The organism is Sedimentitalea sp., assembly GCF_039973035.1.
Classification (GTDB): domain Bacteria; phylum Pseudomonadota; class Alphaproteobacteria; order Rhodobacterales; family Rhodobacteraceae; genus Sedimentitalea.
In genome coordinates this window covers 120,194-137,665 of record NZ_JBDWLR010000020.1, presented here as the reverse complement: position 1 = coordinate 137,665, position 17,472 = coordinate 120,194, and the positions used below count along the sequence as shown (strand labels likewise).

Below are 17,472 nucleotides of genomic sequence, written 5' to 3'. Positions count from 1 at the left end.
GCGCTTGGGCGTGAGGCGGAGCGAGGGTTCCCTCCGCCTCGTCGTGTATCAGCAGCCGATGGTGGCGCAGATTTGGCGGCGATAGGCCGAATTGGCCTCGCTCTCCGGGGCAGACTGACCAGTCGCTGCAGTGGGCTCGTCGCCTTCGCATGCCAGCGGATAGTTCGGATCAAGCCCGGCATTCACACAGGAACCGATGTTCCAACCGGGGGGCAGGGCTGTCGGGTCTACCTGTTGCCACTTGGGATGGCCATTGGCTTGCAGCTCGCCAAACCGGGTGCTGATCAGGTGTGAAATGTCAGAGACCGCCTTACAGCTTTCGCGGTGGTAGGCATTGCGGTTCGGATCATATTCATAGGTCATCAACACGGCCTTGACCGCAACGACATCCACCGGATCGCTCTGGAACGGATAAGAGCCTGCCGGGATGGTGGCGGGCTCGTAAACTGCCTGCAGCGTTGGATCGCTGATGGGAACGAGATGGAACCGCGCCGGGTCAATGTCCGGAGACTGGAAAATCTTGGTCGGTGCACCCGCAACATAGAAGAACGCGTCGATCTGGCCGTCTGTCAGAGCCTTGAGCGAGGCATCCGCGTCAATTGTCAGGCGCTCGGCAGGATTGACCTGGGCAAGGTCCAGAACCAGTGATGCGGTCAGGAACGTACCGCTGTCCTCGACTCCGACGGCGATGCGTTTGCCGTCGAGATCAGCGAGAGAATTGATGTCCTTTGTGCCTAGAACATGCACTTCTTCGTTATAGAGCGGAAAGGCGATCCGGACCCCGAGGATGGCCCGCGCGACGCCGGGATCGTCAGCGGCAAAGGTCTTGAGGTACTCAAGAACATCCGATTGCACGATGCCGAACTGGGTAAACCGCCGCTTGCGGACGCCCAGAAAATTCTCCAACGAACCGGCGCTTTCCTGCACTTGCAGATCTACGCCGCATGCGGCGGCGATTTCGCTGACGTTGCGACCAAATTGAATGTATGTTCCGTTTGGCCCGCCTGTCAGGATGTTCTTTTCGAACACCTGCGCCTGCGCCGGCAGCGACATTCCAGTCAGCAAGACCGCAAGGGCGACGAACCGCGCCAGAATGGAATTCTTCTTTATCTTCATGTCATGCTCTCCAATTCAAACGATAAATGTTCGTCAGCATCCGCCCAGTGTCTTGATCAGATAGACCAGCGTATGCCGGTTGATCGCGCCAAATGATTGTTGCAGCGCATCGGTCGCGCAATTGCCCTGAACCAACAGATCGTAAAGCTGGTTGACCTGCGGCGTCCGCTGAGATGGCAGGCCGGGGGCGTTGCTGATCGCTGCATTTACTGCTCCTGGCGCGCGTGGGCTGCCTTGTTGCGCGGCGGCAGGTTTTGGCGTCACAGACGGCGTAGGTGCGGTCACGGGCTCGGGTGCCGGTGTCGCGGCCTGAGCGGCGGCGATTTGTTGTTGCAGCGCGGCAATGTCGGCTTCGCGTTCGGCCCGAGTCTGATCCAGCGCCGCAATCTCGGCCTGCATCTGCTCGCGCTGTTTCAACAGGTCGTCGGCAACCGACCGGTCGCCCTGAATCTGCGCCTGTAGGGTTTGGGTCTCTTTCTGCGCCGCCTCGAGCGCGGCTTCCTGCGCCTTGGCCTGATTGTTCAACTCTGCGACGCGGGCTTCCAGACGGGTGTGCTCCGCCTCTGCGGCCTTCTGCGCTTCGGCAAGCGCGGCACGTGCCTCGATCCGCTCTTCCAACGCGGCTTTGCGGGCCTCTCCGTCACTGATCTGGGCTTCAAGCTCCGTCAGCCTCGACCGTGCCGCGTCAGTCTGTTCTGACAGTGTCTTGTCGGCGTCTGCCACCATGGCGTCCAGCTCGGCCGTTTTGGCGGTCAGCGTATCGGATACCGTTGCTACCTGCGCGGACACATCCGCCAACTGCGCTTCTTTCTGCGCGATGTCACTGGACAGGCTGTCAAGATTGGCATTCAGGTCCGTCTCGCGCGCCCTAGCATCGGCAAGGCTTGCGTCGAGCGCCTCGGTCTGGGCCGTCAGTTCCGCGTTTTGTGTGCGGCTGGCCTCGGCGGCGGCTTCGGCTGTCGCAATCTCTTCGGTCAGCGCTGCCTTGCGCGTTTCTGCGTCACTCACCTCGGCTTGAACAGCATCAAGGGCCGTCTGCGCCTCTGTTTGGGCGCTCGCCAGTTCGGCGGCTTTGGCTTCGGCTTGTTCAAGCTCTGCGTTTTTGGCCTCAAGTTTGCTGTTCACATCTGCAAGTTCAGCCTGAGCCGCATCGCGGTTAGCTTCGGCCTCGGTACGTGCAGCCTCTGCCTCGCTCGACGCGCTCTGAGCGGCCTCCAAGGCGGCCTGCGCTTCGGTTTGTGCACTTGTCAGCTCTGCGGTTTTGGCTTCGGCCTCTGCCAGCTCTGCTCTGGCTGCTTCCAGTTTGCTGTTGATCTCGGCAAGTTCGGTTTCTGCGGCTTCGCGTTTGGCTTCGGCATCGGCACGCGCGGCTTCGGCCTCCGCTTTTGCGGATTGCGCCTGTGTCAATGCGGCTTGTGCCTCTGAAAGCTCTGCACCCTCTGATTCAGCGTTGGCCGTCTGGGCGGCATCGGCCGATGTGCTGGCATCGGCAAGTTCGCTTTGCACACGCTCTAGTTCCGCACGTGCGTCGTCGACTTCGGTCACGAGAGCGTCGCGCTGTGCCTGAAGGTCGGTGACAGCGGTCTGGGCGGCGTCGCGCTCCTGGATCGCGGCATCCCGCTGGGATGTCGCCGTGGCAATTGACTCATCCAACTCCGATTGCTTTGTTGCCGAGGATTGCTCGACCTCATCCAGTGCGGCCTGGGCCTGTGCCAGTTCAGCCTTAATCTCTTCGAGCTTTGCCGCCTCGGCGTCGCGTTCATCGCCTATCTCGGCAATGTCGGCTTCCAACGCTCCGATGTCTTCTTCCAACAAGCCTATAATTCGTCTGAAGGATTCGGCCTTCTGCGACAACTCAGCCGCGTCCGATGCGGCCTCCTGCGCGCTTCCTGTTGCTGGATCAAAAGTCGCCAATCCGAAAACCATGGCACTACACACTAAAATCTTGATGTGCCGCATGTCCAATTCGCCCCTCACAAATGCATTAACTTCTAGCATACGCAAAACTTGGCACACTTGTCACGGTTGGTCGAATCTTCAATGCAATGAGGCGTTGAATCTGTTTTTGCTCTCGTGGTTGAGCGAGGCATGACAATCGGCAAGCTATGGCAGTGGGCGCGGTTTACACCGAGTCGGGCAAACCCACTGGCTTGACCGGCTCAAATGTGATGTCGATCCGCAATCCCGGTGCGTTGTCGCGCAGAACCAGATTTGCTCCGTGCAGACGGGCCACGACCGAAACAAAGTTCAGCCCGAGGCCGCTGCCCGGCGTCATTCGGCTGCGGTCTAGTCGATAGAGTCGCTGCAGGACATTTTCGGTTTCCCCGTCAGGAATGCCCGGCCCGGTATCCGCGACACTCAGGACCACGCCGTCTGGCTGCTGTTTCAGTTCGAGCGTAATCTCGCTGCCCTCGGGCGTATGGCGCAGGGCATTTTCGATCAGGTTTGCCAGCAGTTGCAGCAACAGATTGCGGTCGCCCATGATCGGGGGTGTGTCCGGGGCAATGCGGGTGCTCAGATCATGGCGGCTATCGCTGGCTGACGGTTCATAAAGCTCGACGCAGGTGCCGATCAGATCTGCAAGGTCCAATGGCACAAAGGCCGATTTGGGAGTGCCGGATTCGATTTGCGCGATCTGCAGCAGCGACCGGAACACCGACACCACGCCATCCAGTTCGGTCCGCGCCTGATCGACCAAATCGCGCGCCGGAGGGGCCAACTCCTCGCGGTTGGACAGGTCCTCCAGATGCACGGCAACCCGCTGGATCGGCGTTTTCAAATCATGGGCAATATCGGACGACACTTGTCGGATTGCGGCAACCGAACTTTCCTGCGCGCGGGCCATCTCGTCGATCTTGGTGCCGATTTCGGCCAAGTCCTCGGACCAGTCGGATTCGGGTCGCACCCGTGCCTGCAAATCGCCCGATGTCAGCCGATCCAGCGTCTTGCCGACGGCCGCGACGTTGCGTGCGCTGCGCCGCGCCAGATAGACTGCACCCGAGAGTGCGATCAGGACGGTGGGCAGTAGGCTCAGCCCTAGAATGTTCAGAAACACGGCCCGCAATGCTTCGATTTCCGACAGGCTGCGTGCGATGGTCAACTGCCCCCCTTGCAGCGATGTGGTCAGGGCGAGGTAATCGCCGCTCAGATCGGGGCTTTCCTGTGACAACGACAGGACGTGATAGCCCTCGGCGTCCCGTGCGATCACGGCGTTGCCATATTGCCTGCGGTTGGGTGCGAGATAACTGAGGGCCAGTCGCTCAGGGTCGGTTTCGCGTGCTTCTGCCTCGACCAGCGTGGATAGGGCTGCGGCGGTGGGGGCCGCACGAAACCCTGCAATGCGTTGGCTCAGATCCGCGCGGATCGCCTGTTCGAAGGACCGTTCAGTCAAGACATAGCTCGCGGCAAGGCTGATCAGGCTAACGGTCGAGAACAGCACCACCAGCCCGAGGGCCAAGCGCAACGGCATTGATCGCAACAGGCTCGACAAGCGGCTGGTCACGCGTCGATCCGATAGCCGGCACCGCGCACGGTCTTGATCAATTCGTGATCAAAGGGCTTGTCCACTTTGGCGCGCAACCGGCTGATATGGGTTTCGACCACGTTGGTCATCGGATCAAAATTGATGTCCCAGATCGCCTCAAGCAACATCGTGCGGGTCTGAACCCGGCCCTTGCGGCGGATCAAGTGTTCGAGAATGGCAAATTCGCGCGGCAGCAAGTCAATCTCGACCCCGTCGCGTGTGACCTTGCGGGCGATCAAATCCATTTCGAGTGCGCCAGCCCGCAACACCGCTTCCTGTTCGACCGCCGGAGGGCGGCGCGCGAGCGCGCTGACCCGCGCCGACAGCTCGCCAAAGGCGAAGGGTTTGACGAGGTAATCATCACCGCCCGCGTTCAGCCCGCCGATCCGGTCCTCAACGCTTCCCAGTGATGTCAGAAATAGCACCGGTGTCCGATTGCCAGCGCCGCGCAAGGTCTTGACCAGAGTCAAACCGTCGATCTCCGGCAGCATCCGATCAACGATCATCACGTCATAACTACCACCGGTCGCCTGAATGAGCGCCTCGCGCCCATCTGTGACCAGATCAACCGAATGACCCTCTTCGCGCAATCCGCGCGAAATGAACGCCCCGGTGGTGGCATCATCTTCGACAGCCAATATTTTCATGCACCCTCGCAACCCTTGCGTCCGACAAGGGATAGTTAAGCAACCCTTGCGTCCGACAAGGGATAGTTAGGCGATGCAGGGCGGCCCGCCAACCGCCGCGTTTCACGATGACATATTTGTATAGTAAGCCAAAGACGCCTGTAAGGGCGGTCCCCCATCTGTTGTTGGTCAGTTTAACGAACGGAGCTACTCCATGACCACGACTTATTATAACAGCCGTCTTGCCAGCGTCACGCTGGTCGCGGCGCTCGCGTCCTCCAGTGTTCTCGCTCTGGCCCCCTCTACTGCGCTTGCGGTGCCTCCGGGTGGCTATGGCGACCTGGTCGAGGCGGTGTCTCCCAGTGTCGTCTTTATCGAGGTAACCGGCCAGAGTACCGGATCGGAAAAGACCAGCGGGTTGTCCCAAGGCATGCCCGAAGAACTGCGCAAGCAGTTTGAAAAGATGGTCCCCGGTGACCGCGACATGACCCCGCGCAAAGGCGTTGGTTCAGGTTTCATCATTTCCGATGATGGCCAGATCGTGACCAACCATCACGTTGTTGACGGTGCAGACAGCGTGACGGTCAAGCTTGCAGACGGTCGCAGTTTCGAGGCGACCGTTATTGGCAGCGACCCCATGACCGATGTAGCTTTGCTGCAGCTTGAAACCGAAGAAACTCTGCCGGTCGTTGCCTTTGGCGAGTCCGACACCATGCGTGCAGGTGACGAAGTGGTCGCGGTCGGCAACCCCTTTGGCCTTGGTGGCACGGTCACTTCGGGCATCATCTCGGCCGTGTCGCGTGACATTCATTCCGGCCCTTACGACGACTTCATCCAGACCGATGCCGCGATCAACCGGGGCAATTCGGGCGGTCCGCTCTTTAACAATGATGGCGAAGTCATCGGCGTGAATACGGCGATCTTTTCACCGGATGGCGGATCCGTGGGTATTGGCTTTGCGGTGCCATCGGATCTCGTGCAGACGGTTGTCGCTGATCTTCAGGATGACGGCATGATCACACGCGGCTGGCTGGGCGTGCAAATTCGTCCGATGTCAGAGGAAGTTGCCTCGGTTCTCGGGTACGACGGCCCCAAAGGCGCGGTCGTGGAAGCGGTCAGCGAAGACAGCCCGGCCAATAAAGGCGGTCTTGAAAAGGGTGACATCATTATGTCGTTCAACGGCAAAGAGATCGTGGAACTGCGCGACCTGACCCGGGCCGTCGCAGATACCGCACCCGACAAGTCAGCCGATGTCGAGATCTTGCGCAAGGGTGAGAAGATTACACGTCAGGTCACAGTCGGCACTCTCGGCCAACAGGACGCCTAAGCGTGTCACGATCAGGGTGAGCAATATCTCATCCTGATCGGGCAACACGATGAACAGCCATTCCATCTGCGGGCATCCGGCCCTCGTATGGATAGTCCCGCAAGACAAGGGATGTTGCAGTCCGGTGCTGGGGAGGCGCCGGGCTGCGATGTCGTTTTGCCAATGGCGTTCTCTGGAAATCCTGACCCCGTTCCAGTGTTAACGATATCTGCGCCCGTGAAAAAACTTTCCACTTTTGGTCAAACCCCCTGTATCAAAGAGATTAGTCGGATTCGCGTCAGGGGTCCGGAGCAAAGGGCACGGACATGAAACGGATAGCAACGCTTATCGCTGCATCAGCGCTCTTTGCCGGTCAGGCCAGCGCCCAAAGTTCGGAATGGAACTACACCGCGACGCTCTATGGCTGGTTTGCCGGGTTGGATACCTCTGTTGAAACCGATCTTGGTACACTCAACGCCGAGCTCAGCAGCAAGGATGTGCTGGAGAATGTCGATGCCACGTTGATGGCCGCCTTTGAGGCCCGTCGCGGGCCTTGGGGTTTTGTGATCGACGGTGTCTACAGCGATCTGTCTGCCAGCAAGAACTACCCATTCGGTGACGACTATTCCGAAGCGGTGGTCGAGACAAAGCTGAGTCAGGTGACCGGACTCGCGCTCTATCGCTTTCACTCAAGCCCAACCCTCAAATTTGACGCCGGGGCAGGGTTACGCTGGTTTGATGTCGACATGGGGATAACGCTCACACCTGGAGCGCTGGGCATGTCGCGCTCCTCTTCTGTGGGGGAGAGCTGGGTTGATCCGGTGCTCGCAGCACGCGTTATCGTACCGATCAACGATACTTGGACGGCGACAGCGCTTGTCGATTACGGCGGTACGGGTTCGGACGACAAAACATGGCAGGCTCTGGCCAGCGTCAAGTATCAATTCAACGACAAATGGTCCGCAGCCTTCGGATATCGCAGCATGAATTTGCAGCACGATATTGGTGGACGGGCAAACGAAATCACGCTGTCGGGCCCATTCGTTGCCGCCGGTTTCCGTTTCTGACAAGAAAGCGACGTGGAGCTGTGATACGGGAGATTGCAGTTTGAAACCTTGTCGGAATCTCTGCTATTAACTGACGCAATAGACCACATCTGCAAAGAACCGCCCGCGAGGGAACATCATGACCAGCGGCCCGACGCTGCCCTCGTTGAAACCAGTCAGTCTTCGCACCTTTCGGTGTGCAATTCTATTGGTCGCGGTGATGATCATTTCGCCGCAAGCTCCGATTTCGGCGGAAGAGAAAAAGATCGACCTCACCCCGTTTTCAGACGGAACGGGCGATTGGCGCACTCGTGAACTGTTTACCGGCGCACTGGTGACATTCTACGGGCAACTCTCGCCTGCAATTCTGAATTATGACGACGGCGCGGTGGGACGCACCTATGCACCGGTCGGAAACTCCAACAAGACATCGCGCATTGGTCTGCGCTGGCACATCCGGCAATTGGGGGATTGGCGCCCCGTGTTCCGGGCCGAAATCGGCATCACGCCGCGTCCTTCCAACAGTGTCAACCTTGACACACCACACAACGTGGACTGGATCGCGGATGAAACCAACATCCGCAAACTCGAACTGATCCTGAACCATTCGAGGCTGGGTGCTCTGAGTTTTGGACAGGGCAGCATGGCCACGGACAGTATCACCGAGGTCGATTACTCAGGCACCAAGGTTGCGGCCTATTCCGATGTGTCGGCCATTGCGGCGGCACAATTCCTGCGCCTTACGAATGGTACTCTGTCAACGGCGCAAGTGGGCGAATTCATCGACAACTTCGAGGGCTCCAATATCACCGGCACATATCCCGACGGTGACCGAAAAATGCGTGCGCGATATGATTCCCCTGAATTCCACGGTCTGATCTTTTCCGCAGCGGTCGGGAACGAGGTGCTTCGGGACGAAGGCGGAACCAACGCCGATGCGGCGTTGACCTATGAGAGAGAATTCGGAGATTACAAATTCGCGTCCGGCATCGGATACAGCTGGGAGTCGGATACGAAGGTCTTGTCAGGCTCGATGTCCGCGCTTCACAAACCCAGCGGACTCAATTTGACCATGGCACTGGGGGGGCAGGACGACGGTGGCGATTTCAGCTATTTCAAACTTGGCCTGTTGCGGTCCTATTGGGCGTTCGGCGAAAGCGCTCTGTCGATAGACTTCTATCAAGGGAACGATATCTATTCTGCGGGGTCCCGATCGCGGTCTGTCGGGCTTGCCTTCGTTCAATCCTTTGATCGCCTAAACCTGCAGGGCTTTGCCTTGCTGCGCCGCTATTCGTTCGATGCAGCCGACCTGGATTTTCTGGACAGTACGGCGATGATGACTGGTCTTCGCTGGGTCTTCTAACATCCGTCTCCGCGACTAGATGACGATGCGGTGAGATATCGCAAGCCAGGGCTGTGCCATGATGGGCGACAGTTACTGATGCGAGGTTAAACGCCGACAGGATCGCAACGTCGGCTGGGTTGCGGGGTGATATCTGCGCTAGGCACCGGTCGGACCTGAGCATCCACGGCAGGACGCTCCGGAATCGCAGGGTAACGATTAAGCTCGGAAGAGCACGCTGTCATTCAAATTCAACTACTTAACCAAGGGACCATATAATGAAGCTCAATATTCTAGCGGCAATCGTCTTCAGCGGACTTCTTGCGGCATGCGCCGATACGCCGGACACACCTGCCGCGCAGACTCCGGGCGATGGCGCTGATCTTGCCGGCTTTGCTGGTGCAAAGGCGGGGCAGGCCGAGAACGGATTGCAGGTGCGTGGCTATAACCTTGTGCGCACCGAAGGGCTGATCGGCTATTGGTACAATGCGACCAATTTGACCTGCGCCAAGATTGTGACCTCGCAAGGGCTGTACAGTTCGGTCGACGTTGTCCCCTTGAGCAATTGCGACCTTTAGAACCGCACCATGCGCCTGTGTTGAAGGGGCAAACTATCCCTCAAGGCGGGTGATGGCGGCTCCGATCGCCGTCAATTCTGCCGGCTTCAGTCGCGCAGGGCAGGCAGCCCCACTCCGGTGCTCTCGAACCCGCCATCAGAGGCAATGATCTGACCGGTGACATAGCTTGCCTTGTCCGAGCACAGGAAGGTGATGACCTCTGCAATCTCGCGCTCGGAGCCATATCGGTTGAGCGGGATAGCGTCGTGGTAACTGGCGATGATTTCCGGGGAGTGTACCGCCATCGCCAGTTTCGTGCGCACAGGACCGGGGCAGACGCAGTTTGCGCGGATGCCATATTCACCCAGTTCGGCAGCTTGTTGTTTGGTCAACTGAATGACGGCCGCCTTGGATGTCCCGTAGGCGACTCGTAGGGTAGAGGCCCGCAAACCAGAGATCGACGCGATATTCACCAAGGCACCACGCGTTTCACGTAAGGCGGCAATGCAGGCTTGCGATACCAGAAAGACTCCGTCCAGATTGGTCGCCATGACTGTGCGCCACCGGTCAAACCCGGTGTCTTCGATGGGGCCAAAATCGGCGACACCGGCATTGTTCACGACCGCATCGATCCGTCCAAATGTCTCGCGGACACCGTTCACCATGTCGTCGACCTGCGTGGGGATCGAGACGTCAAATTCAAACGGGCTGGCTTTGTTCAGCCCCGAGGCCGCATCCTTTAGGGCATCTCCGTCGCGATCAACCATCGCCACACGCCAGCCCTGCTCGATGAACAAATGCGTGGTCGCAAGGCCGATCCCGCGGGCCGCTCCGGTAACTAGGACTACTTTTTCCGACATTCTTGGCCTTTCGTGGATCGCTGCGGTTTCTATTGCATTATCGTCGATCAAACTTCGTGCAAAGCGCAATCCCTGTTTCGCTATTTTCTTGATGTCGCACTCACTATGAAAGAACTGTTTGCGCCCGCAACCTCCGGTGCCATAGACGTTGATTTTCCGGTTCCTGTCCAGAATCCGAGAAACGGATTGCCCATTGCGCCCTTGGGGTAAGCGGGTAATCTGCAACGCAGCATTCTGGAGGGCACCCATGGGTCATGTGATCGCTATCGCACAGCAAAAGGGCGGGTCAGGCAAGACAACGCTTGCTGTGAACCTCGCCGTCGCATTTGCGCGCGATGGCAAGTCGGTGGCCTTGATCGATACCGATCCGCAAGGCAGCGCCGGGCGTTGGTTCATGATGCGATTGGAAGCAATGGAAGATCCGGGGATCGAGTTTTCCACTGCCTCGGCCTGGGGTATTTCCTATGAATGTCGCAAGCTGGCGACAAGCCATGACATCGTGATCATTGACACGCCGCCCAAGGCCGACAGCGATCTGCGCCCGGCCTTGCGGGCCGCTGATCTGGTGCTGGTGCCGGTGGCAACCTCTCATGTCGATCTCTGGGCGGTCGAGGCCGTTCTGGAACTGGCTGAACGCGCAGGAAAACCGGCTGTCATGGTGATGACCCGCGCGCGCGCCGGGACGCGGTTGTCGGCGGATGTGGGCGAGAAAGCCGCCGAGATGGCAGCGGATATTGTCGATGCGCCGATGAACAATCGGGTGGTCTATGCCGAAACGCTGGGGCAGGGCCGTGCCGCGCTGGAAGCACCGAAAGGACCGGCACACGCCGAGATGCAGACGCTGATGAATGAAATTTCGGCAAGGCTGCCACAGGTGTGATAGTCTGAACCTGTAGCGAGGAATAGGCCGATGCAAACCATCATCAAAGACAGCGGACACCAAACCGTCATAACCACTTTTGAAATGTCACCGGGAACTTGTCAGGACCTGCTGGATGCGCTCACCGACGCCTATGAGGCGTTTATCAGCAAGCAACCCGGGTTCATTGCCGCAAGCCTGCATGTCAATGACGCGCAAACCCGGATTGCCAACTATTCCCAATGGAACCGGCGCGAAGATTTTCAGGCGATGCTGCGCAGCGACGAGATGCGCAAGCGCAACCGCAAGATAAACGAGCTGTGCCGGTCCTTTGAGCCGGTGATGTACGAAGTTGCGGGCACTTTTGGCTGAACGCGGCGCGCGTTCTGTTTTCTGACTTGGATCAAGGATAGATATGTCTGATTGATGCATCCTCTCCTTGAACATATGGAGGGTTTCTCATGTATCAGAACATACTTGTACCGATCTCTTTTGACGCCGAGCGCGACACGTCTGGCCCACTTAAGCTGGCGCAATTGCTGGCGTCGCCCGGTGCAAAGATCACGCTGTTGCACGTCGTCGAGCATATCCCGGGATATGCGATTTCCTATATGCCCGAGGACTATCTGAAAGCAGCACGGGATGCGATTCAGGAGCAGCTTGATGACATGGCCGCAACGTTGCCAAACGCCACCGGCACTGTGATTGAAGGGCATTCGGGCCGGTCGATTCTGGAATGGGCAGAGAGCAACTCACCAGATCTGATAATCATAGCGTCCCACCGGCCGGGGATGCAGGACCTGCTTTTGGGCTCGACCGCCTCGCAGGTGGTGCGTCACGCGGCCTGTGCGGTGCATGTGGTGCGCTAAAGTCAGGTTTACGAGCGCAGGAATACCTTTTCCGAATCCAACGCGCTGGCGATCCGTGCAAAGTGATCGCCGCTGGAGCCGGCAGATCGGAGCAACTGGGTTGTGGCTTCGTCAAGTGCCTCCGTAAAGGCAGCCTTGGACCTTGGGATGGCGGCCTCTGATATCGCGGCATAGCGCTTGCCCCGGCGTCGCAGTGGTTTTGCCGCCGGGTCAGCATTGGCGTTCAGTACACCCGCCAGCGTGTTTTCCACATCGCGCAGCGCCTGTTGGGCAGGCGCATAGGCGGGGTTTCCGGTGAGTTGCTTCCCTGCGGCCTGATAGTTCTGGCGGTAACAATCATAGCGATACACCGAGTCCAGCGCCTGGCATTGCCGCAAGCCCTGTTCCAGGAGACGTACGACGCGATTGGTCGTGCGATCACTCAGACCTGACTTGGAATTCCCGTAACCATAGCCTTGCGCATGGCTAAGTGTTGTCGTGAGTACAAGGATCAGAATGGCAGGGAGCAGACGGGGCATACTACAAGGTCTCTCTGGGTTCATGGGCGAGTGCCGCAGCGCGATTCTCAGGCACTCGATTCCATCCTATCAGGCATAGACGCCTTCTGCGGCTTCGCGAATGGCGCGGATATTGGTGCCGTAAGGATCGGGGTTCGTGACGGACCCGCCCCGGAATACTGCCGACCCGGCGACCAGCACGTCGGCTCCGGCACGTGCCACCAGCGGTGCAGTGGTCGGATCAACGCCGCCGTCGATCTCAATATGCACCGGGCGCTCTCCGATCAACGCGCGCAGACCGCGAATCTTGTCGGTCATGTCGATGAATTTCTGTCCGCCAAAGCCGGGGTTTACGGTCATCACACAAACCAGATCGATCATGTCGAGCAGGGGTTCAATCGCGCTCGCCGGCGTGCCGGGGTTGAGCGCGATGCCTGCCTTGGCACCGGCTGCGCGGATCGCCTGTAGGGTGCGGTGGATATGTGGACCCGCCTCGATATGGGCGGTGATCACATCGGCTCCGGCGGCCGCAAAGGCGTCGATATAGGGGTCAACCGGCGCGATCATCAGATGCACGTCCATCACGCCCTTGATATGCGGGCGGATGGCTGCGCAGGTCGCCGGCCCAAAGGTGATGTTAGGCACGAAATGCCCATCCATCACATCGACATGCACCCAATCAGCGCCCTGTGCCTCGATTGCTTCGCACTCCGCCCCGAAATTGGCGAAGTCGGCGGCGAGGATGGACGGGGCGATCTTTATCTTGCGGTCAAAAGTCATGGGGCACCTTTGGGCTGAGTTGACACCCATATAGCCCCGCGGGCGCGCAGGCGGAAGGGTCAGCTACGATAGAACAGATAGCGGTCAGGCGCGATGGTGTCGGGGCCGGTGATCTGTTTGAAACCGACCAGGGGCTGGCCCGACACAATCAATCCGCCCGGGCGCATGACCTGCGCGAGCAACGGGCTGAGCCGCGCGGCTTCGGCTACGTCGTCGGCCTTGATGCCCGATCCGAAATCGTAGTGTGCCAGAGCAAACTGTGCACCAAGCTCTGCCAGGCGTTGCAACATCGGTTCAGCTTCGCCTTCCAGAAAATCTTTGGCGGGCGGTGTGCAGGACGGGTGGCATTGCAGCACGCGGTCGATCACGCGAATGCGTCGGTCGGGCAATATCTCGCGCAGATGGTCATAGGTGCGACCGTTGCCGAGCCCCAGATCAAGCACGTCTCCGGGCAGTTCTGCGATCTGCTCGGCAGCCCAGTTCAGCCCGTCTCGCTGGGCAGTAAAGCGGCGCAACATCGAATCAAGTCGGCTCATTCAGGGTCTCCGTGGGCTGTGCGGTCCAGATTTGAACGGGGCCTTGCAAGAGGCGTGAGAGCAGCGCCTCGGTAAAGTCCCAGATTGAGCTGTCATGAACCAGATGATGGGTCAGGATGCCATAGGGTTCATCGCGATCGGCCCGGTTTTCGCGCCTGTCCACCAATTGGGTCGCGACCTGCCGTATCAATACATCGGGGTCGTGCAAACTCTTGCCCGCACGCCAGTTGATCGGATCAAGATGAGTGTTGATTTGGATCAGGCCCGGCGCGGCAAAGGCGTTGTCGCGGGGGGTGAATGTGGACAGAACCTCGTAACCCCGAGTTGGCAGGATCGGGAGAAGATCGGCGGCGACGCGGTTCCACGGTGGAACGAACATCGGCACAAGCGCGTCACCAAACAAGGTTCGCAGTCGGGTCAGGCCCTGGGCGGTTTCAGCGCACATTGCTTCAATTGTACGGTGCGCGCCGAATTCGGCCTTTTTCGCGCCATCCGGAGCGTGATTGGTGTGAGACCAGCCATGGACCACCGGAATCAGGAAAGGATCGATCACTTCGGCAAGCGACGCCTCGGCCTCTGCCGGGATCACGGCCATATGGACCGGCATGGACAGGCGCTGGGCGAGGCCATGCAAATAGTCCAAGGCAGATGTCCGGGCAACAGCGTCGTCATCGCGCCACCAGAGCGAGAGTGTCAGACCCTCTGTGCGCCAGCGATCGAGTTCGATGTCAAGCGGCGTCCAGTCCGGTGTCATGTGCGTGCCTCTGCCATGCTGGTCGCGATTGCCACGGATTGCGCCGCGCCGTCAAATCGCAGGCTGCCCTGTTCGCGCCGTGGCGCAGCCAACACCTGCCTGACCGTGGCGCAGAGCGCATCAGCGGTCAATTCGGCGCTTTGCAGGGTCGCGATGCCTGACAGATCCGACAGGCTGCTTGCGCGAAGGGATTGTTCGACCTCGTTGCCATCATCAAAGGGGACGAACACGGCGGGCGCACGCGTCTGCAACACATCCATCGCGGTGTTATAGCCACAGAGGCTGACCGAAGCGGCGGCCCCCGCGAGCATGTTGCGAAAATCCGGGCGGGCCGGTTCGACGATTGTGGAACTGTCTCGTGCCAGATCGCGTAACCTTGCGACCCGCTCAGCATCGCCCGCGACAAGCAGCCGCCAGCGATACCCGGGCATCAGCCTTGCCGCCGCAATCGCGGTTTCGAAAAGGGCGGTTCCGACATTGCCGCCACCTGCACTGACCAGAATTTCGCCTTCGCCTATGCGCTCTGGATGCGGGGTTGGGGGCGGTTGGGTGACGTAGCCGGTATAACGCAGCTTGGCTGACACGGCTTCGCTAATTGGCCAGCTTTGGTCGAGCGTGGTGCCATGGGGGTCCGAATGCACTAGGACGGCATCATAGTAGTTCGTGATCAATTCTTCTGCCCGCTCGGCTTTGGAGGGTTTGGATGGCGGTGCAAGGATGTCGCGGATCGAAGACAGGATCACCGGAGGCGACGCGCGCCTTTGGGCCGCGTCGAGCAGTGCGATGAACTCTGCACTCAACACGCGACGACCAAACGGAAAAAGCTCTGTGATCAGGATATCGGGTTCGAAATCCGCAATTGCATCACAAAGCATGGTTTGGCGACGGGCCAGCCCTGCATCATCTGCAAGCTGGTCCGCATCGTCCAGAAGCCGGGAGAAGTTGACGCCGTCCGATCGCAGCGGCGGCAGCTGCAAGATCCGGGTCCCGTCTGGTGTGGGCAAGTTCAATGGCATTCCACCGCTGGCCAGCAGCACGCGGTGCCCAACGGCGGCGAACGCATCGGCGAGCACCAGAGCGCGGCGTAAATGTCCTGTGCCAAGCAAATGCGTGACAACGATCATCACATTCATCCGCACCGCTCCAGCCGTACAGGGTCAGGATCGGCGGTTAGGATGCCATCAGAAAACGTAAGTAGGAACAAGCGGTTGCGTTTGATGCGGAACGGGGCGCCGCCCGCGAAATTCCAGCCATGCGCACGGGCAAGCAGCACCCGCATGACGCCGATATGGCAGACCACCACCGCGTCTTGGGTCAGCCCCGCGAGCCAGGGACGCAGGCGATCTTCGAGTTCTGCAGGGCTTTCGCCACCCGGCGCGCGATAGTCCCAGCCCCAGTCTTCAATGTGGCGAAAGCCCGAGTCCGGCTGTGTCAGCAGGTCAGCGCCGCGCAACCCTTCCCAATCGCCCCAATGCATCTCGGTCAGGGCATCCGCGATGCGCGGTGCGCGGCCAGCGACGATCCGGGCCGTTTCGGCGGCACGTGTCAGAGGACTGGACCAGAGTTCTGCGTGTTGCCATGGAGCCGGCAGACGAAACTGGCGCAGTTCCTTGCGGGCGTCGTCGTCCAGTGGGATATCGCTGCTGCCTTGTATGCGGCCAGCGCGGTTCCACTCGGTGTGACCGTGGCGCAAGAGTGCGATGCGGATCATAACTTGCGATCCAGCAGGGGCGTTACGGAAGACCAGAAGGTCGCATGGGCGCTGCCGATAAGGTGGTTGCGGGCAATCGACTTTCGCGCTGTCGCCCCAAGTGTGCGGCAAAGCTCTGCATCTTTCAGAATGCGAGTGATCTGTGAAGCAAGGGCGGCAGGCCCATCCTCAGGCGCCGGGTAGGTGCCGGGCGCCAGGACGTCGCGGACGCCGGGGCGGTCCTGCGCAACCACTGGTACTCCGGCCGCCTGCGCTTCGAGATAAACCATGCCAAAGCCCTCGTTTATTCCGGGCCAGAAAAACACGGCCGCGTGGTTATAGGCATCCGCCATCTGTTCGGCATCGAGTTGCCCGAGAAACTGAACCTGGTCGCCATAGGGGGCCATGAGGCGCTCGACCTCGGGACGGGCGGGGCCATCGCCCGCGATATCGAGTTGCCAGTCGATGCCATTCAGACAGGCGAGCGTTTCGGCGATTATCTGGTACGAGCCGAGCTTGTCCCCATGGCGCATCATGCCCGCGGTCAGCATCCTTGGCCGGTTCCGGGCCGGATCTGCAGCGTCTGGCAATTCATCGTGAGGCAGAAAGGGTTTCAGGTTGATCAGGCGCTGCCTCGGCGGACAGTGCCGTTCAAGAGTGATCAGATCGTTGGCGGTGAGGTAAAAGACCATATCGGCGGCGTCTATAGCGGCCTCGGCGGCGGTGGCGAACGCGCCCCATGGTCCTGTCAGGCGCTTTTTGGCACGGCTCGCTTCGATCTGGACATAGGGTATTCCGAGAGCGGAGGTGACGGCATGGCCGATGAAATCCGGAGCCTTGTAGTAGTTGTGATAGGTGACCCAAAGGTCTGGCGGCTCGGTCGCAAACTGATTAATCAATCGGGTGGCTTCTGCGTCGGCAGCGGCACGCAGAATGTCCTGTCGTGCAGGATCCCCTTTGCTATCATGTGTCTGGACGGTCGAAACCAGATTGATCTCTGTGTCACCGGTTGTAATCGCGGCCATCAGCGCACGGGCAAAGGCGCGATCACCCGAAGGCACTGGGTGGGTCGGGGGTTTCATCGGGGCGTAAAAGGCCACGCGGGGCATGG

At 59.6% G+C, this 17,472-nt stretch carries 19 protein-coding genes; 7 read left to right on the top strand and 12 right to left on the bottom strand.

The genetic code is table 11. The annotated features are described in order from the left end of the window. Window positions 1–48: 48 nt before the first annotated feature. From ABJO75_RS03450 to ABJO75_RS03435, 4 genes are all read right to left on the bottom strand, one after another. Entirely contained in the window at window positions 49–1,116 is a 1,068-nt protein-coding gene (locus ABJO75_RS03450; protein ID WP_348131105.1) for a TAXI family TRAP transporter solute-binding subunit, read from the bottom strand. A gap of 33 nt (window positions 1,117–1,149) precedes the next feature. After that, a complete protein-coding gene (locus ABJO75_RS03445; RefSeq protein WP_348131104.1) occupies window positions 1,150–2,931 on the bottom strand; it encodes a hypothetical protein in 1,782 nt (593 codons plus the stop codon). Between the two features lie 307 nt (window positions 2,932–3,238). Beyond that, window positions 3,239–4,618 carry a HAMP domain-containing sensor histidine kinase gene (locus tag ABJO75_RS03440; RefSeq protein ID WP_348131101.1) on the bottom strand — a complete coding sequence of 460 codons (1,380 nt, stop codon included), beginning with the start codon at window positions 4,616–4,618 and terminating at the stop codon, window positions 3,239–3,241. Continuing rightward, on the bottom strand, window positions 4,615–5,286 hold the full coding sequence (locus tag ABJO75_RS03435; protein WP_348131098.1) for a response regulator transcription factor: 672 nt from the start codon (window positions 5,284–5,286) through the stop codon (window positions 4,615–4,617). Before ABJO75_RS03435 ends, ABJO75_RS03440 begins: the two co-directional genes overlap by 4 nt. Window positions 5,287–5,479: 193 nt before the next feature. Between ABJO75_RS03435 and ABJO75_RS03430 the strand changes: the two genes are divergently transcribed. From ABJO75_RS03430 to ABJO75_RS03415, 4 genes are all read left to right on the top strand, one after another. Further along, window positions 5,480–6,592 (top strand): trypsin-like peptidase domain-containing protein, encoded by a 1,113-nt coding sequence (locus tag ABJO75_RS03430; RefSeq protein ID WP_348131096.1) that lies wholly within the window; start codon window positions 5,480–5,482, stop codon window positions 6,590–6,592. Window positions 6,593–6,897: 305 nt separating this feature from the next. Continuing rightward, entirely contained in the window at window positions 6,898–7,638 is a 741-nt protein-coding gene (locus tag ABJO75_RS03425) for a hypothetical protein (RefSeq protein WP_348131094.1), read from the top strand. Between the two features lie 118 nt (window positions 7,639–7,756). Then, window positions 7,757–8,980, top strand: a complete 1,224-nt coding sequence (locus ABJO75_RS03420; RefSeq protein WP_348131091.1) for a hypothetical protein — start codon at window positions 7,757–7,759, stop codon at window positions 8,978–8,980. Window positions 8,981–9,237: 257 nt separating this feature from the next. Then, window positions 9,238–9,537 carry a hypothetical protein gene (locus ABJO75_RS03415; RefSeq protein ID WP_348131089.1) on the top strand — a complete coding sequence of 100 codons (300 nt, stop codon included), beginning with the start codon at window positions 9,238–9,240 and terminating at the stop codon, window positions 9,535–9,537. Window positions 9,538–9,623: 86 nt separating this feature from the next. On the opposite strand, the gene ABJO75_RS03410 is transcribed toward ABJO75_RS03415, so the two are convergent. After that, window positions 9,624–10,376, bottom strand: coding sequence for an SDR family NAD(P)-dependent oxidoreductase (locus ABJO75_RS03410; RefSeq protein ID WP_348131086.1), 753 nt, complete (start codon window positions 10,374–10,376; stop codon window positions 9,624–9,626). A 247-nt stretch (window positions 10,377–10,623) separates the two neighbouring features. On the opposite strand from ABJO75_RS03410, the gene parA reads away from it, so the two are divergent. From parA to ABJO75_RS03395, 3 genes are all read left to right on the top strand, one after another. Then, window positions 10,624–11,256, top strand: a complete 633-nt coding sequence (gene parA / locus ABJO75_RS03405) for a ParA family partition ATPase (RefSeq protein ID WP_348131084.1) — start codon at window positions 10,624–10,626, stop codon at window positions 11,254–11,256. 30 nt (window positions 11,257–11,286) lie between these two features. Then, window positions 11,287–11,607 carry an antibiotic biosynthesis monooxygenase family protein gene (locus ABJO75_RS03400; protein WP_348131082.1) on the top strand — a complete coding sequence of 107 codons (321 nt, stop codon included), beginning with the start codon at window positions 11,287–11,289 and terminating at the stop codon, window positions 11,605–11,607. An 89-nt stretch (window positions 11,608–11,696) separates the two neighbouring features. Next, window positions 11,697–12,104, top strand: coding sequence for a universal stress protein (locus ABJO75_RS03395; protein ID WP_348131079.1), 408 nt, complete (start codon window positions 11,697–11,699; stop codon window positions 12,102–12,104). A gap of 8 nt (window positions 12,105–12,112) precedes the next feature. Here ABJO75_RS03395 and ABJO75_RS03390 read toward each other — a convergent pair whose 3' ends face one another. From ABJO75_RS03390 to ABJO75_RS03360, 7 genes are all read right to left on the bottom strand, one after another. Next, window positions 12,113–12,622 (bottom strand): hypothetical protein, encoded by a 510-nt coding sequence (locus ABJO75_RS03390; RefSeq protein WP_348131076.1) that lies wholly within the window; start codon window positions 12,620–12,622, stop codon window positions 12,113–12,115. Between the two features lie 69 nt (window positions 12,623–12,691). After that, window positions 12,692–13,381: a ribulose-phosphate 3-epimerase gene (gene rpe, locus ABJO75_RS03385; RefSeq protein ID WP_348131073.1), complete on the bottom strand. Its 690-nt coding sequence runs from the start codon at window positions 13,379–13,381 to the stop codon at window positions 12,692–12,694. A gap of 59 nt (window positions 13,382–13,440) precedes the next feature. Beyond that, window positions 13,441–13,917, bottom strand: coding sequence for a class I SAM-dependent methyltransferase (locus tag ABJO75_RS03380; protein WP_348131070.1), 477 nt, complete (start codon window positions 13,915–13,917; stop codon window positions 13,441–13,443). After that, window positions 13,904–14,671, bottom strand: coding sequence for a polysaccharide deacetylase family protein (locus ABJO75_RS03375; protein WP_348131068.1), 768 nt, complete (start codon window positions 14,669–14,671; stop codon window positions 13,904–13,906). The genes ABJO75_RS03380 and ABJO75_RS03375 overlap by 14 nt, the downstream gene beginning before the upstream one ends. After that, window positions 14,668–15,804, bottom strand: a complete 1,137-nt coding sequence (locus tag ABJO75_RS03370) for a glycosyltransferase (protein ID WP_348131065.1) — start codon at window positions 15,802–15,804, stop codon at window positions 14,668–14,670. Before ABJO75_RS03370 ends, ABJO75_RS03375 begins: the two co-directional genes overlap by 4 nt. Then, window positions 15,801–16,382, bottom strand: a complete 582-nt coding sequence (locus ABJO75_RS03365; RefSeq protein WP_348131062.1) for a histidine phosphatase family protein — start codon at window positions 16,380–16,382, stop codon at window positions 15,801–15,803. The genes ABJO75_RS03370 and ABJO75_RS03365 overlap by 4 nt, the downstream gene beginning before the upstream one ends. Next, window positions 16,379–17,470 (bottom strand): glycosyltransferase family 4 protein, encoded by a 1,092-nt coding sequence (locus tag ABJO75_RS03360; protein WP_348131059.1) that lies wholly within the window; start codon window positions 17,468–17,470, stop codon window positions 16,379–16,381. Before ABJO75_RS03360 ends, ABJO75_RS03365 begins: the two co-directional genes overlap by 4 nt. Window positions 17,471–17,472: the final 2 nt, after the last annotated feature.

Bases quoted from the DNA above. Each gene is read 5' to 3' on its own strand.
- ABJO75_RS03430 (WP_348131096.1), top strand. From the start codon at position 5,480: ATGACCACGACTTATTATAACAGCCGTCTTGCCAGCGTCACGCTGGTC.
- ABJO75_RS03435 (WP_348131098.1), bottom strand. From the start codon at position 5,286: ATGAAAATATTGGCTGTCGAAGATGATGCCACCACCGGGGCGTTCATT.
- ABJO75_RS03365 (WP_348131062.1), bottom strand. From the start codon at position 16,382: ATGATCCGCATCGCACTCTTGCGCCACGGTCACACCGAGTGGAACCGC.
- ABJO75_RS03410 (WP_348131086.1), bottom strand. From the start codon at position 10,376: ATGTCGGAAAAAGTAGTCCTAGTTACCGGAGCGGCCCGCGGGATCGGC.
- ABJO75_RS03420 (WP_348131091.1), top strand. From the start codon at position 7,757: ATGACCAGCGGCCCGACGCTGCCCTCGTTGAAACCAGTCAGTCTTCGC.
- ABJO75_RS03395 (WP_348131079.1), top strand. From the start codon at position 11,697: ATGTATCAGAACATACTTGTACCGATCTCTTTTGACGCCGAGCGCGAC.
- ABJO75_RS03415 (WP_348131089.1), top strand. From the start codon at position 9,238: ATGAAGCTCAATATTCTAGCGGCAATCGTCTTCAGCGGACTTCTTGCG.
- ABJO75_RS03400 (WP_348131082.1), top strand. From the start codon at position 11,287: ATGCAAACCATCATCAAAGACAGCGGACACCAAACCGTCATAACCACT.
- ABJO75_RS03450 (WP_348131105.1), bottom strand. From the start codon at position 1,116: ATGAAGATAAAGAAGAATTCCATTCTGGCGCGGTTCGTCGCCCTTGCG.
- ABJO75_RS03390 (WP_348131076.1), bottom strand. From the start codon at position 12,622: ATGCCCCGTCTGCTCCCTGCCATTCTGATCCTTGTACTCACGACAACA.
- ABJO75_RS03375 (WP_348131068.1), bottom strand. From the start codon at position 14,671: ATGACACCGGACTGGACGCCGCTTGACATCGAACTCGATCGCTGGCGC.
- ABJO75_RS03425 (WP_348131094.1), top strand. From the start codon at position 6,898: ATGAAACGGATAGCAACGCTTATCGCTGCATCAGCGCTCTTTGCCGGT.
- parA (WP_348131084.1), top strand. From the start codon at position 10,624: ATGGGTCATGTGATCGCTATCGCACAGCAAAAGGGCGGGTCAGGCAAG.
- ABJO75_RS03370 (WP_348131065.1), bottom strand. From the start codon at position 15,804: ATGAATGTGATGATCGTTGTCACGCATTTGCTTGGCACAGGACATTTA.
- ABJO75_RS03380 (WP_348131070.1), bottom strand. From the start codon at position 13,917: ATGAGCCGACTTGATTCGATGTTGCGCCGCTTTACTGCCCAGCGAGAC.
- rpe (WP_348131073.1), bottom strand. From the start codon at position 13,381: ATGACTTTTGACCGCAAGATAAAGATCGCCCCGTCCATCCTCGCCGCC.
- ABJO75_RS03360 (WP_348131059.1), bottom strand. From the start codon at position 17,470: ATGCCCCGCGTGGCCTTTTACGCCCCGATGAAACCCCCGACCCACCCA.